The organism is Stenotrophomonas sp. YJH_SMC_36, assembly GCF_059369935.1.
Map to the genome: position 1 here is coordinate 720,966 of NZ_JCAFTD010000001.1, position 14,590 is coordinate 735,555.

Sequence of the window (14,590 nt, forward strand, 5' to 3'; positions counted from 1 at the left end):
CGCCGCGATGTGCTGACCTACACGCTGGCCCAGCTGCGGGCGTTCACCGCAGCTGCGGCCAGGGATGACCGCCAACGACTGTCGGACCTTGCCCTGGTCGTTCGGATCGCGTTCGGCGCCGACGCCACCGGCTGGCAGCAGTTCCAGAACGCCATGACCGGCGCCGCCCGGCCCGGTACGACTACGGAGACACCTACCCATGGGTGAGCCATCTGCCAATCTGCGCGTCCGTATCAGCACTGACCTGAACGACATTCGGCAGGGGCTCGGCGTGCTGACGCGCCAGTTGCGCGAGGTTCGCGCGGAAGCCGGGCGTCCCCTGCCGTCCAGAAACCAGATCACCGACCTGGGCGTCTCCGCCGGGCAGACCGCGCAGGCGATGCGCCAGCTGCCGGCGCAGTTCACCGACATCTTCACCAGCCTGCAGGGCGGCATGCCCTTCTTCACGGTCCTGGTGCAGCAGGGCGGCCAGATCAAGGACAGCTTCGGAGGTGTCGAGCCGGCGCTGAAAGGGGTTTCGTCAGCGCTGCTGGGTATGGTCAGCCCGTATACCGTGGCGGCGGCAGCCGTCGGCGTGCTGGTCTATGCCTGGTATGACGCCCAGAAGCAACAGGAGGCGTACACCCGTGCCCTCGTGCTTTCCCGGAACGAGGCTGCGGCATCGACGCTGACGCTGGTCACGTTGGCGCAGCGCACCAGCGAGGCGATGCAGGTGACTGCGGGCGCTGGCGAAGAGGCGGCGCTGGCCATCGGCTCCAACGGTCGCATTGCAGCGCAGAACATGCAGGCGGTGGCGAGCGCCGCGGTGGCCATGAAGGAGATCACGGGGCAGTCCGTTGAAGAAACGGTTGCCGCCTTCGGCAAGCTGGCTGAGGACCCGATCAAGAACGCCCAGAAGCTCAACGACCAGGTCAATTTCATGACCGTGGACCTGTACGAGCACGTCAAGGCGTTGCAGGAGCAGGGACGCAATCAGGACGCCGTAACGGTCATCACGCGTGCTGCGGCTGATGAGACCGTCATGGCCCTGGCAAAGGTTCGCGCGAGCCAGAACCCCGTGATTCGAGGTTTCAGGGATATCTGGAGCGAAGCGACGAAGGCGTGGCAGGCAATGAAGGCGAATGTTGGCCTTGGCCCCGAGGCGGTTCAGATGCAGCAGCTGCTGGCTGAGAACCAACGAGAACTGGCCAAGCTCAATGCGTTGGCCACAGGCGATCAGCGTGGTCTACCTCTCGCACGCAATCCAGTTGCGCTTGCGGCCATGGAGCAGTCGATCAAGGATCGATCGGAGAAAATCAAGGAGCTGGCGGCGAACATCGCCAAGGAGACCGCAGACGCTGAGGTAAAAGCAGCCCAAGGCGTGGCCGCCGACACCGTGGCAAAGCTCGATGCCATCGTTGAAGCCCAGGCCAGCAAAGAGCAGAAGAAGAAGCACGATCTCGCACAGATCAACGGGCAGGCGGAAGTCGCGCGTCGACGGGCAATGGCCGCCGGACTAACCGCTGAGGTGGAGAAGATCGAGGAGCGACGCGCGGCCGCTGTCGCCGCGATCGAGGAAAAGTACAAGAAGAAGGGCGCGGCCGGCACCGGAGGCGCCACGCGCGCTGCTGGCCTCCAGAGCTACAAGGATGACCTGCTGCAGGAGCAGGCGACGATCGAGGCCAGCACCCAGACGCTGCGCGCTCAGTTCGCGGCCCGCCAGATCAGCGCTGAGGCTTACTACAGCCGCATGCGGGAATTGACCCAGGCCAGCACCGACGCAGATGAGCGCTCGCTGGAGGGCCAGATCGCGTTCCTGAAGAAGCAGTCGGTTACTGGCAAGGAAGGGATCACCGTGAACCGGCAGCTCGGAGACCTGGAGGCACGGCTGGCCAAGGTTCGCATCGAGGGTGCAGCGAAGCTTCAGGTTCTGACCACTGAAGAAGAGCAGGCGGTCAAGACGCGTAGGAATGCCATCGAGGCGTATACGGCCGCCCTTGAAGCCAGCAACGACGCCTTCCGGCGGCAGATGGAGGCCCGCGTCGCTCAGGTCGGGATGGGCGACCGCGAGTACGAGATTCAGCAGCAGATCAATGGTGCCTACGAGGACCGCTCACAGAAGCTGCGACAGCTGACAGATCAGCTCAACGCCGGCCAGATCGACCAAGCGACCTTCGATGAAGAGAAGGCAATCCAGTTTGCCAAGCTGCTGGATCGGCTGGGTGACATCCGCAACGGCTACCAGAGGCTTCAGGAGGCAGAGGGGAACTGGTTGTTGGGAGCCGCAGGGGCGTGGGAGAACTACCGCCAGCAGGCTGCCAACGCAGCGCAGCAGATGGGCAATGCCGTAAGCGGTGTGTTCGCTGGCCTTGAGGACGTGTGGGTGAAGTTCACCCAGACCGGAAAGCTCAGCTTCTCGGACATGACGCGCTCCGTTCTGGCCGACCTGTCGCGGATCATCCTGCGCAAGGCTGTGGCGGGGATGTCCAGTGGCTTCGGCGGAGGCGGTGCCTACACGGGAACGCTGAGTTCACTCTTCTCCGGAGCATGGGGCTTCTCATCCGGTGGCTACACCGGCGACGGCGGCGTGCTCGAGCCGGCGGGCGTCGTCCACAAGGGCGAGGTGGTCTGGTCCCAAGCCGATATCGCGCGCGCAGGTGGCCTGGGCGTCGTAGAAGCCATGCGCCGGGGCCTTCGTGGATTCGCAGATGGCGGAGTCGTTGGTCAAAGCGCACCGCCCATTGCGGGTGGTGGCTCAATCAACGTGCGTGTCATCAACGCGCCCCCCGGCACGTCAGCGACGGCAACGCCTAACGGTCAAGGCGGCTTCGACATCGACGTCCTGCTGGGGCAGGTCGATAGCTTCATCGGCGGCCAGGTCGCCAGCGGGCAGGGATCAACGTACTCGGCGGTGAAGAGCCGCTTCGGCGTTAAGGACTCGGTGTGATGGCAGAGCTACCTTCGGTTGCACGGGTCATGTTCGACGGTCAGAAGCGATCCTTCGATCCGTCCGTCGAACGTACCGAGATGGAACGTGGCGTGCCCAAGCAGCGCTTGATGAACAGCCAAGTGCTCATCAAGCAGGCCATGACCCTCTATTTCTCCAGCATCGCTGATGTGGGCATCTTCGACGACTGGTACTTCGGGGAAATCCAGCGCATTGGCTGGTTCACCATGGCGCACCCGTACTCGGGTCAGACCATCACAGCTCGATTCGAGGATGGCGCCTTGGGCGACCTCGTGCCCGACGAGAAGCTGCCGGGCGACTTCAGGATGGACGTGGTGGTGGAGTACCTGCGATGACCACATTCACTGAACGAAAGCAGCGCGTCACCGACACGAGCGGGACCCTGCTGTTCCTCAGCATTTCCGCGCCGTCGTTGGCGGGTCCATTGCGCATCGTCAATGACACGCGGGACTGGGTAAGCCAGGGAGTTGCCTACCTGGGCGTCCCGTTCGGGTTCAAGCTGCCCGATGACAACCGTGGTCAGTCACCCCGCGCGCAGCTGGTGCTGGACAACGTTGGCCGGGGAATCTCCGAAGACCTGGAATCGCTCGGACCGAACGAGTTGATGATGGCCAGGCTGATGATCTCCGACCGGGCCAATCCAGATGTCTACGAGCGGGACTACTACCTGCCCGTGACCATGGTTTCAGTGTCCGGTGCCACCGCCTCCGCCCAGTGTGGCGTCGACTTCCTGATGCGGCAGCAGGCTGTGCGCCTGCGCGCCAATCCTTTCACCCTCCCTGGGATTTTCTGATGCGATTGGCCGATGTTGAGGCGCTGGTCGGCGTGCCGTACTGCGAGCGCACCTGCGACTGCGCGGATTTCGTGGTGCTGGTCCAGCGTCAGCTGTTCGGACGGGCGGTGCAGCTACCTGGTGGCCGTCCACGCGGAGTTGCGGGGCAGGCGGCCATCGGGGAACTGTCGCGGCCCTACGGAGGTGTCGTGGCCACGCCCGTGGATGGGGACCTGGTGCTGATGATCGAGCACGGCCATAAGCGTGCCAGCCATGCCGGCGTCTACTTCCACCTTGCTCATGAGGGCTGGGTGCTGCACTCCAACGAGAAGAACGGATGCAGTGTCCTGCACCGTGTTCGCGACCTGCCGGACTTCGGCTTGAGGATTGAGGGCTACTACCGATGGGTCTGATCGACACCGCTCCACTGATCATCACCCCGCATCCGGTGACGCTCGACGGCCAGCGCGCCGTTACTGCTGAGCTTCAGCAGGGAGAGCGGCTTGGCGCCTTCCTGGCGCGCACCGTGCCGGATTACAGCGGCGACCTGTGGGAAGTACGCATCAACGGCGTCGTCGTGCCGCACGAGGTCATGGATCGCGTGCGGCCGAAGGGCGGGACGGTCATCGAGGTCCGTGGTGTGGTCAAGAAGACCGCGTTGATGATCGTTGCTCTGGTTGCGCTCACCGTATTCACCATGGGCGTCGGCACGGCGATCGTAGCCGCCGGCTACGGTGCTGCCGTGGCCGGCATGGCCCAGGCCGCCATTTATGCCGCGGGCTCGCTGCTGATCAACAAGGTGCTGGGCCCGAAGCCGCCCAAGCCGAGCGCGAGCGATGCCGGCGCTGTTTACAGCCTGGGAGCAGCGCGCAACCAGCCGCGGCCATATCAGCCGCTGCCGCTGCTGCTGGGTGGGCCGCTGTTGATCGCGCCCGATGTGGCGAGCAACCCCTACAGCTGGTACGAAGCGGACGATCAGTACCTGGCGATGACGCTCGCTGCCGGCATCAACGTGGGGCGCGTGGAGGCGCTGTACAACGGTGATGCGCTGCTGTCCTCGTTTGAGGGGGTGACCGTTTGGCACAACGGCTTCACGGGCATGCCCAACGAGGCGATCCCGCTCTACAGCAACGCCGACACGATCAACGGCGGCGCGCTGGAGGCGGAGAAGGGCCAAGCCAGCCCCTGGGTGCAGCGCACCAGTAGCCTGAACACGATCCGCCTGAAGGTGGACGTTGACTTCATGCTGTTCGACACCACCAGCAAGGGCAAGCCCAAGGACAATCAGGAGACGATCGAGGTCCAGTACCGCGCCGTCGGCGTCACGAACTGGAGCATCTTCGGGTCCTACCCGATCACCAGCCGGTCCCAGAAGCAGCAGCGCCGCAGCTACTCCAAGGACGTGCCGGAGGGGCAGTACGAAGTGCGGGTGCGCATCGCCGGTCGCAACACCGACGGCAGTGGCGCGACCAGTGATTTCACCTGGTCGACCCTGACCAGCATCCAGAAGGACACCGCCGACTACGCCGGCCTGGCCCGGATCGGCATCCGTATGAAGGCGACGGGCCAGCTCAACGGCCAGCCGGACGAGATCCGCTGCGTCGCGCACGCAGTGCCGGCACCGGTGTGGACTGAGGCAGGGTGGGTCACCCAGGAGACCAACAATCCCGGCGCGCTGATCCTCGCCTACGCCCGTGGTTTCAAGGACCAGAATGGCAAGCTGATCGCCGGCATCGGCCTGGACGATGTGCAGATCGATATCGAGGCGCTCAAGGCGTTCATGTTGTTCTGCCAGGCCAACAGCTTTGGCTACTCGCACTACATCAAGGACGTTCGCAGCCACGACGACGTGCTCGGTGCCGTCGCGCTGGCTGGCTTCGGGCAGATCAGCTGGGCGGGCGGGCGGCTTTCGGTGGCCTGGGTTGGCTCCGAGCAGCCGCTGTCCGGCGTGGTCAACATGGCCACGATCAAGAAGGGGCAGTTTCAGGTTGACTACACCCTGGCCAACGCCGCCGACGGGATCGAGTTCACCTTCTTCGATGCCACCGACTGGAAAACCAAGACGCTGCGCGTCGCTGCGCCGGGCGTCACCACCATGCTCAACCCGGCCACGGTGGAGGGTGAGGGCATCACCAATGAAGCGCACGCGGCGCAGATGGCGCGCTATCACCTCGCCCAGTCCCTCTACCAGTACAAAGACATCACCTACAGTACCGACATCGAACACCTGAGCTACCGCCGCCTGTCGGTGCTGGCCCTGCAGCACGACCTGACGCAGTGGGGATTCGGTGGCCGGCTCGTATCGGCGACCGCGGTGAACGGGGTCGTAACGCTGAAGCTGGATGAGCCAGTGCCGGCGCCGGCAAACGGCAACGCATGGATCGGACTGCGCGTACCTGGCGAGCGCGTGTACCGCGTGTTCGGCGTTCAGCCGTTCAGCGGGACCAGCGAAACCATCCGCCTGACTGGTGAGTGGCCGGATGACGCCCCGTTGCCGGGCGCCGCCCCGGCCAATCCCGCCCACGACACCATCTGGACTTATGACTTCAAGCAGACCCCGGGCTACCGCGTACGCGTCACCGGGGTCGAACCGGAAAGCGACCTCAAGGGCGCAAAGGTCTCGGTGGTGCCGGAGCCGCCCGAGTTCTGGAACTACGTCCTGACGGGCCAGTACGTGCCGCCGGCGAACCCGAACCCGGTGATCGACCGCCCGATCGCCAGTGCCTTGACCATCAGCGAGCAGCAGGTGGTTCAGGGCGATACCGTCTTCACTGAACTGACCGCCACCTTCGCCATCACCGGCCCGGTGGGCAACATCGTGGTGTCGGCCGCGGGCAGCGATGGCGTGTTGAACGAGGTGGCCCAGACCACGACCCGGACGGCGACGTGGCGCATCTCGCACGCAGATCAGTACACAGTGGTCGTCCGGCCCTTCAGCCCCGACGGCAGGGCAGGTGTCGCGGTATCCGGCATCTACGTCACTGCCGGTGCGGACGTCCCGCCTCGCCTGGTCGACTTCTTCGATGTGGACGAACTGTCCGGTGGCGTGCGCATGTACAGCTGGGGCTTCCTGGCCGACAGCATCCAGTCGCCGGACTTCGCTGGGGTGGAGGTCCGCTATATCGCCGGCGCCCACACGGAGCCCGTGTGGGACCAGATGACCCCGATTGGGGGTGGTGGGTATCACCCCGTGCCGTTCGAGGCTGTGGTGCCCGAGGCAGGGCAATGGACCTTCGCCTGCCGCAGCGTCAACACGTCGGGCGAACTCTCCACGAACGCCAGGGTGGTCAGCAAGCTGCTGGGCGCCAATCTGGGTGAGGTGATCGGGGGCATCGGCGAGAGCCTGGAAGAGCAGACCCGCAAGCAGATCGAGCAGCAGCGTCAGATCGACCAGGAGAAGCTCGACCGCATCAGTGGCGACGCCCAGGAGGCCTTCAACCGCGCGAACGACATCGCGGCCGTGAATGCGTCAATCGCCGCGGAGACCGCGTTCCGTGTTGCTGCCGTGCAGGGCGTCGCCGATGACCTTCAGGACACGGCCAACGAACTGGCGCAGGAGAAGCTCGCGCGCGCAGAGGCCATCCTGAACGAGAAGCTGGAACGCGTGGCTGCGGTCGAGAACCTGACCACCACCACGCAATCTCAGTTTGAGTCTGTGGCCCAGCAGATCGGCTCGGTCGCCGCCGGCAGTGGCACGCAGTTCGACCAGAAGAAAATCTGGTACTTCGACACCACCACCGACGGATGGACGTCCAACGGCACACCCACCGTAGTGGACGGGATGCTGCGTCCGGCGAACAGCACGACCGCATACGCACAGACCCCGGCCGGCATCGGCGTGGATGGAAACTCCTACCGGTTCATCAAGACCCGGGTTAAGCGGGTGGGCAATCCGCCCTGGCGCGGCTTGGTGCGGTGGACGACCGATGCTGACCAGACGTGGGATGACGCGAAGTCGGTCACCATCCCGTTGCCCAGCTTCGATGCTAGCGGCCTGGCCACGGTCGACATCGACCTGATCCCGTGGAACGGCCCGTCGCCGGTCCGCGCCGTCCGCATGGCGCTGGTCACCGTCCAGACGGCCACAGACTACCTGATGTACGACTATGTCGCTGTCGGCCGTCCTACCCCGGGCGCCGGCGTGGCGCAGGTACAGGAGGTGCAGACCGCCCTGCAGCAGGCCGACCAGGTCATCGCCAGCAGCGTGACGACCCTGGGCGTGCAGATGCGTGGCCAGTACGAAGGCACGGACCCGCTGCAGCTGACCAGCGGCTTGATGTACAACGAGATGACTGCGCGCATCACGGCTGACCAGGCACAGGTACAGCGGATCAGTGCGATGGAAAGCCGCATGCCCACCGGCAGTGGCAAGCTCGCGTCCGAGGCACGGGTCAGCGCACTCGAGGAAGCCACTACCACCGCCACAAGCGCCCTCGCGCAGTCGATCACCAATATCAACGCGACGCTGCCTGCGATGATCGTGCAGGGCAGCAATCACGCCTTGAACGGTACGTGGGAATCCGGCCGCGACGTGGGCTGGACGTACCTCAATCCGGGAACGACGCTGAATGTCGTCAACGAGGGGCGCAGCGGCCTGTGCCTGCGCGTGGATGGCGGTACGGGGGTGCGACAGGCACTGGTCAATGGCAACGCCAACGTCACGGTTGTCCCCGGCCGGACCTACCGCGTGAGTTGCTGGTACAGGACCACGGCCGATTACAACGGCACTTCCAGCAACGGCAAGTTGCGGCTTGGCAACCAGACCGGTGGCCAGATTGGCAGCAACACCTTCGCCGCTAACCGTGTGGACTGGACGTACACCGAGCGGGTGCATGCGGTGCCGACCGACGGCAGCGTTACCGCCTATCGGGTGGGGATCCTGGCAGACCACACCACAGGCACCCTGTGGGTTGATGACGTCATGATCGAGGAGGTCACCGAACTCCTCGCCAATGCGCAAGGACTGGTTGCGCTGACGAATACCGTCACGCAGCAGGGGCAGCAGATCACGGCCCAGGCCGGCTTGATTAGTGCCCTGCGCACGGACGTGGACGGCAAGGCAAGCAATTCCGCGCTGCAGTCGTTGCAGTCGCAGGTAAGCCTGCAGGGCAGCGACATCACCAGCCTGGGTCAGTCCGTGACCAACATCACCGCTTCGCTGTACAGCATCGGCGGCGACAATCAATTGGCGAACAGCGGCTTCGAGCTGGGCACGGCCGCGGGCTGGACCACTGGCAGCGGGAACGTTGGAAGCGCCATCTTCACCCGCACGCTCGTTGATTCGAGTCTGCCGGGCAGCACCAAGGCGTACCGCCTCGCGATGAGTGGCCTGGCCGCCACTGGCTATGGAGAGATTGTCAGCAACACGACGGTCAAGGTCGCCAAGGTTGAGCCTGGCAAGAAGGTGGCGTACTCGGCCTATGTTCGCGGCACGCCGGGACCGCGATTCTTCATGCAGATCGCATGGGTGAGCGCAGAGGGCGGGGTGATCGGTTACACCGGCACGCCCAGCACCGCGGACTGGGTGGTTCCGGCGGAGACCTGGACCCGGATGGTTTTCGTCCCGACCAATCCGGCACCGGCAAACGCGGTGGCCGCGCGTTGCTACCTGCGCTGCTACGGCAATGGCGCAGCCGACCAGTGGGTGGAGTGGGACAACGTCCAGCTGCAGGTCGGGTCGGTGGCCACCGGCTACATGCCTTCCATGGATGAACTGTCGATTCAGACGGCCGCGAACGCCAACGCCACGGCCACGCTGACCGGAACCGTCACCCAGCAGGGCCAGCAGATCACGTCGCTTGGTCAGTCGGTTACCACCGTCAACGCACAGCTCCAGAACGTAGGCGGCGACAACCTCCTGCCGAATGCCAGCCTTGAGGATCGAGCATCAGATACGGCCGCACCCACCGGCTACACCTCTGGCGGGAGCGTGCCATCGGGTGCCACCCTGGGGTACGTTGATTCTGATCTTCCGGGCAGCACGAAGGCTGTGCGCCGGACGGGCACTTCCACTGCCGCCAATCAGTACCTGGAGATCCGCACCGTCGATAGGACGGTCAAGGCGACCGCCGGCCAGACCTACGTGGCGAGCGCCTTCATGCGTGGCTCGGGTGGAACTCCCTACATCATCATGTGGTTCCTCGACGCAGCGGGCGGAACCCTGGGGGGTGCCCAGCCCGACAGCTTTGTGATGGGCGAGGGCTGGAAGCGCTTCGTAAGCACGCCGCGTGTTGCTCCTGCTGGCACGTCCTACGTCCGCGTGTATTTCCGTTGCACATCGACTGCCGCCGGGCAGGATATCGCGATCGAAATCGACAACGTGATGCTGCAGCAAGGGGAGGTGGCAACCAACTGGACTCCCAGCGCCAGCGAGATCGCTGCACAGACTGCTGCCAACGCAGCGGCCACCAGTACGCTGACGGGTAAGGTCGATCAGCAGGGCAGCTTGATTACGGCGCTCGGTCAGCAGATCACCACCGTGAGCGCGGATCTGAGCCAGTCGAACCGCGCCGGCAGCAACATGGTTGTCGATGGCAGCTTCGAGAATCGAGCGGCGGGTACGGCCATTCAGACCTGGGCTGTGGTCGTGCCGGGTGGTAGGACGGGCAGCAACGCGTTGCAGGTCTCGTTCGCGTCCAACACCCGATCCACGAACCTGCAGACCTTCGATGTGGCGCCAGGGCGGATCTACTACTGCGAGGCGTGGGTGAAGCGAGTAGGGCCGGCCGCAGGCACGATGCAGTTGCGGTTCCAGCTGAGCAACAACGGCGCGTCGCCAACGTATCCGAACTTCCAGACGGTCACGCTTTCGACCATTCCCGAAGATGGCTACGTGAAGGTCAGCGGGCGCATCACCATCCCGGATGGGAAGAACCGAGCCGTCCTACAGCTCAACAGTGCCAGCGCGACCACCAGCGCTACGCAGCTGCTGTGGGACGACTTCGTGCTCCTGGACGTTACGGAAGCCAATAGCGCTCAGCAGACCGCCGATGGCGCCGCCAATGGTCTGGCGTCACTGACGGCGACGGTCACCCAGCAGGGACAAACGATTACTGCGCAGGGCACCCAGATCAACCAGGTCGGCGCGGCTGTCGAGGGCAAAGCAAGTGCGCAGGCGCTGATCGAGTTGGACGCAAAGGTGGTCCGCCAGATGACCGGCGCGGGGAACCTCCTGTCTAACGCTGGGTTCAACGGCGCGACCACCGTCGGGTGGAGCTTCTTCTATTCCGCCGGCAACATCCAAGGCGTCAACCGGTACTTTGCCAGTGGCCCGGGCATGAGCGGAGCCACTGACCCGGGCGTACCGGTGGGGATGCGGGCACTGATCGTTGCTGGAGGCACCAGCAGCGGAGACTTCTTCGTCGCGCCGGACGTTCCGACACCGATCGATGGGGGCAAAACGTACCTGTTCTCCGCCTACGCTTCGGGCAATCGGGGTGAGCTACGCCTTGAGTGGTACGACGTCAACGACAACCACGTGGGTGATATTGCAGTCTCTGGCAAGTTCACACTGCTTTCTGGTGGCCCCGCGCTGGCCAACTACAGTCGCCTGAAGCTGCGCGCGACCGCGCCAGCCAACGCAGTGCGCTGCCGCACCATCTTGGTTACCCCGCTGAACGGAGGATCGTGGTTCACCCGATGGCTGCGCCCGCAGTTTGAGGAAGTGGCATCTGACCAGGTCGAGCCGTCGCCTTGGGCCGCCGGCGGCGCCGAAGAGTACGCCAACATCAACATGTTCACCGACGTGAACGGCTACATCGCCGGCATGCAGGTGAAGAACAACGGTGCCACTTCGGCAATCAACATGCTGGCGTCGGCGGTGAACATCCTGACGCCCGGCGGAGCCGACGGCATCGAGATGACGCAGGGTTACATCCGGGTGTGGGCCGGGAATTCCCAGCGCATCATCGGCAATAACTTCGGCACCGAGGGCCTGATCGATTACTTCGGCCCCAACGTGGGCGCTGGCAACGCCAGCAAGGCGAACGCGACGATGTGGATGGACAGGAACGGCAGTGCTTACTGGGGCGGTGCACTCTCGGCCGGCGTGCTGAAGAACGCTGCGCAGAGCACGTCGATCGTGACGGTCGGCAATTCGGTGTTGGTTGGTCCCTTCGATACCAACGGACGGAACAAGCAGGTGGTCGTCGGCTTCAACCGGGTCCACACGCGTATCAAGGACGACAGCTACGGCAGCAGTGGCTTCGTAGCCGGCGGCGGGCAGAACAGCGGAATCATCAACCTGTACCGCCAGATCGAGGGGCAGTCGGAGACGCTGTGGCAGCAGGTCCAGATCACGGGCGGCGTGGACATCGTCAACGAGGTGGACGGCCCCGACCGGGCGACGTCCACCTGGTATGCGTCGTTGACCATCAACGACAACGCGGATGGCTCTGCGCGTCGCAGCTATCGGGCCGAGACCGCCTCCTTCACTGAGCAGACCGTCAGCCATTCATCAGGAACGTTCAACAAGCAGACGATCACCCAGAGCCTTTCTGTGGTCTCTGTCGAGCAGTAGCGAACCAATTTGCCGGCGTGAAGCGCTGGCGTAACCCCGCTGGCCCGTGAGGGTCACCAACAGGAAGAGGAACTTGCAATGCTCAATCTCAAAATGCGCCTGGCCAACAAGCTCGAATCCGTTACGTTGCCGAACAAGCTGCAGCTGACCTTCGACGACCCGAACGTCACTTCGGGACCTCAGATCGTGCTGACCGTCGACTATGACGATGGTGCCGCAATGCGCACTGGGCGGTACTACCGCATCAATGCTGCGGAAGAGGTGCCTGCGACGGAATCGGCGTGACGACTGCCTGCGGTGTGGCGCTGCTGCCGCCTGAAAAGCTGGAGAAGCGGCGAAGGAACATATGCGGCTTTCGGCAAATCCGGGCCAATTGCAGCGGGCAGCGGCATGGATGCGGGTAGACGCAAGGGGCCTGTGGCTTCTCTCTGGATGGGCGTCAGCCGCGGCCAGGCCGCGCCAGCATTCGGTTCCACCCAGCCCTTGTCGCCACTGGAAGCGTGTGTAAGTCCACCCTTTGGCCAGAAAAAGCACCCCCCCCCGTAGGGTTATTGGAGGGGGTGAAACCTGCCACCATCCAATGGATCCGTGTGGCGGGTACTCGTCATAGCTTGCTATGGAAGGATGGCCATGGCAGCTACTGCGGAGAAGGGTATGACCGTTGGAAAAGGGTCGTTCCAGCGAGAATGTCTCGCTCCAACGCGAGTGGGTGGCCGTCAGTGTTGATCACATGGGATGTCGCAGAACTTGTCCTATTTGTGAATGGCAACTCTCACTAACCTCGAGACTTCTCATTCGCCCATATCTTCCTTCTCATATTTCCGAAGGACGAGGATAACTACGATAAGGCTTACGCACTTCCCTATAAGGAAGCCAACAATCATGCCGTCGATGAAGTTCATATTTTCACAAAGGATTGATCGCATGCCATCAGTCCTTGATCGCATAGTTCCAGCGGCGGGATGGACGTGAGCGGGGGCAGCCCTGTCCCGCGATAACTGCATTGCTCGCATGCGCCGTGATACAACTTGGACGGGATGACGGGAGCGGCCCATTGGCCGCCCCCTCACAGACCTTGGTAGGGCGCCGATCAGAAGCGCACGGACCAGCGCGCCGTAGCGCCATGGTCACGGCTCTCGCTGCCGAACTGGCCGCTGTAGCCCAGCTCCAGCGACTGCCGCGGGGTCAGCCACGCGGACAGCCCCAGCTCGGCCACCACAGCGCTGTCGGCGATCGGCGCGCCGCTGACGGCGAACGCGCCGCCACCGTTGGCGAAGGCGAGGTTGGCCACCTGGCTGCGGTCGCCGGAGGCCCGGCGATAGCCCACCGCGCCACGCAGGTGCAGCCAGCTGTCCTGCTGGAAGGATGCCTTCAGACCCTTGTCGAAGCGCAGCCCAGCGGTTGCCACGGTAGTACGGGTGTCTTTCACTTCGCCCTGCAGTGCGGCGGCGCCGCCCCGCTCGTTGATGCGCTTCAGGTCCACTTCGACGCGGGCAACCTGCAGGTAGGGCTCCAGGCCGCCTTCATCAGAGCCGAAGCGGTAGCCGGCTTCGAGGAAAGCCTGGCGGGTACGCGCGTCATAACGGCCGGTGAGCGTGTCGCTGAATCCTGCGAACGCCAGCTCGCGGGTGCTCTCTGCCTCGTGCTTGCTCCAAGCCACGCCACCGCGCAGACCGAAGCCGCCCCAGCTGTGGCTGGCGTAGGCACCGACGTGGGTGTTGTCGATCTTCGACTTGGCACGGCGGTCGCGTTGCTTGACGTCGGTACGGCCGGTGCCGGCCAGCACGCCGGCCTGCCAGCCATCGAACTCGCGGTCGATACCGACCAGCAGGCCGTTGCTGTTGGCGTCGGTGCGCGCGGTTTCGACATCGCCGTCGAGCTTGCCGTTGCCGCCGATCGCCTGTACCCACGCACCGGTCGCGTCGCCGGTGCTGCCCGGCGACGCATTGCCCGCACGCCGCGACAAGGCTGCATCACGCACGTAGCGGCTGCTCTCGACCAGCACCAGCGGCGTGGCGGCATGCAGCTCGCCGCTCAGGCCGTCCAGCGCGGCGCCGACCTGGGCGGGGAACAGCTGGGTCAGCGGCCGGGGCAGCCCCTGGTTGATCGCCAGGCCATCGGCTACGCCAGCGACGGCGCGCTGGTTGCGCGTGGTGGCCGCGGTGGCCAGCAGCGCACCCCGGGCCACGTCGATGCGCGCACCATTGGCGCCGTAGGCCAGGCTGAACTGCAGGAACGGCGAGAATGCACTGAAGTCGGTACGGGCGAACTGACCGTTGATGCCACCGTCGGCGCGCAGGATGTTGAACTGCTCACCCAGGTAGTACACGCCCGGTTCGGGCAGCGCGACCAG

The 14,590-nt window shown here is 64.5% G+C and carries 8 protein-coding genes; 7 read left to right on the top strand and 1 reads right to left on the bottom strand.

Features of this window, described 5'->3' with window-relative positions; translation table 11 throughout:
• The first annotated feature begins 9 nt into the window (after positions 1-9).
• The 7 genes from AC5P76_RS03245 to AC5P76_RS03275 all read left to right on the top strand — a co-directional run bounded on the left by AC5P76_RS03245 (position 10) and on the right by AC5P76_RS03275 (position 12,522).
• Positions 10-207, top strand: a complete 198-nt coding sequence (locus AC5P76_RS03245; protein WP_253118733.1) for a hypothetical protein — start codon at positions 10-12, stop codon at positions 205-207.
• Complete coding sequence (locus AC5P76_RS03250; RefSeq protein ID WP_495222655.1) at positions 200-2,926, top strand: phage tail tape measure protein; 2,727 nt, start codon at positions 200-202, stop codon at positions 2,924-2,926. Before AC5P76_RS03245 ends, AC5P76_RS03250 begins: the two co-directional genes overlap by 8 nt.
• Positions 2,926-3,282 carry a hypothetical protein gene (locus AC5P76_RS03255; protein ID WP_180876698.1) on the top strand — a complete coding sequence of 119 codons (357 nt, stop codon included), beginning with the start codon at positions 2,926-2,928 and terminating at the stop codon, positions 3,280-3,282. Before AC5P76_RS03250 ends, AC5P76_RS03255 begins: the two co-directional genes overlap by 1 nt.
• Positions 3,279-3,740, top strand: coding sequence for a DUF1833 family protein (locus tag AC5P76_RS03260; protein ID WP_180876696.1), 462 nt, complete (start codon positions 3,279-3,281; stop codon positions 3,738-3,740). Before AC5P76_RS03255 ends, AC5P76_RS03260 begins: the two co-directional genes overlap by 4 nt.
• On the top strand, positions 3,740-4,132 hold the full coding sequence (locus tag AC5P76_RS03265) for a peptidoglycan endopeptidase (protein WP_253118735.1): 393 nt from the start codon (positions 3,740-3,742) through the stop codon (positions 4,130-4,132). The genes AC5P76_RS03260 and AC5P76_RS03265 overlap by 1 nt, the downstream gene beginning before the upstream one ends.
• Positions 4,123-12,237, top strand: a complete 8,115-nt coding sequence (locus tag AC5P76_RS03270) for a host specificity factor TipJ family phage tail protein (RefSeq protein ID WP_495222656.1) — start codon at positions 4,123-4,125, stop codon at positions 12,235-12,237. Before AC5P76_RS03265 ends, AC5P76_RS03270 begins: the two co-directional genes overlap by 10 nt.
• A 78-nt stretch (positions 12,238-12,315) precedes the next feature.
• The gene (locus AC5P76_RS03275) at positions 12,316-12,522 is read left to right on the top strand and encodes a hypothetical protein (RefSeq protein WP_253118737.1); all 207 of its coding nucleotides are present in this window, start codon (positions 12,316-12,318) and stop codon (positions 12,520-12,522) included.
• Between the two features lie 805 nt (positions 12,523-13,327).
• Here the strand turns inward: AC5P76_RS03275 and AC5P76_RS03280 are convergent.
• On the bottom strand, positions 13,328-14,590 hold a 1,263-nt coding region (locus AC5P76_RS03280; protein ID WP_495222657.1), incomplete at its 5' end, for an autotransporter outer membrane beta-barrel domain-containing protein.

What these genes read in the sequence shown, in the direction of transcription:
- AC5P76_RS03250 (WP_495222655.1), top strand. Translation starts at nt 200, where the DNA reads ATGGGTGAGCCATCTGCCAATCTGCGCGTCCGTATCAGCACTGACCTG.
- AC5P76_RS03265 (WP_253118735.1), top strand. Translation starts at nt 3,740, where the DNA reads ATGCGATTGGCCGATGTTGAGGCGCTGGTCGGCGTGCCGTACTGCGAG.
- AC5P76_RS03255 (WP_180876698.1), top strand. Translation starts at nt 2,926, where the DNA reads ATGGCAGAGCTACCTTCGGTTGCACGGGTCATGTTCGACGGTCAGAAG.
- AC5P76_RS03260 (WP_180876696.1), top strand. Translation starts at nt 3,279, where the DNA reads ATGACCACATTCACTGAACGAAAGCAGCGCGTCACCGACACGAGCGGG.
- AC5P76_RS03275 (WP_253118737.1), top strand. Translation starts at nt 12,316, where the DNA reads ATGCTCAATCTCAAAATGCGCCTGGCCAACAAGCTCGAATCCGTTACG.
- AC5P76_RS03270 (WP_495222656.1), top strand. Translation starts at nt 4,123, where the DNA reads ATGGGTCTGATCGACACCGCTCCACTGATCATCACCCCGCATCCGGTG.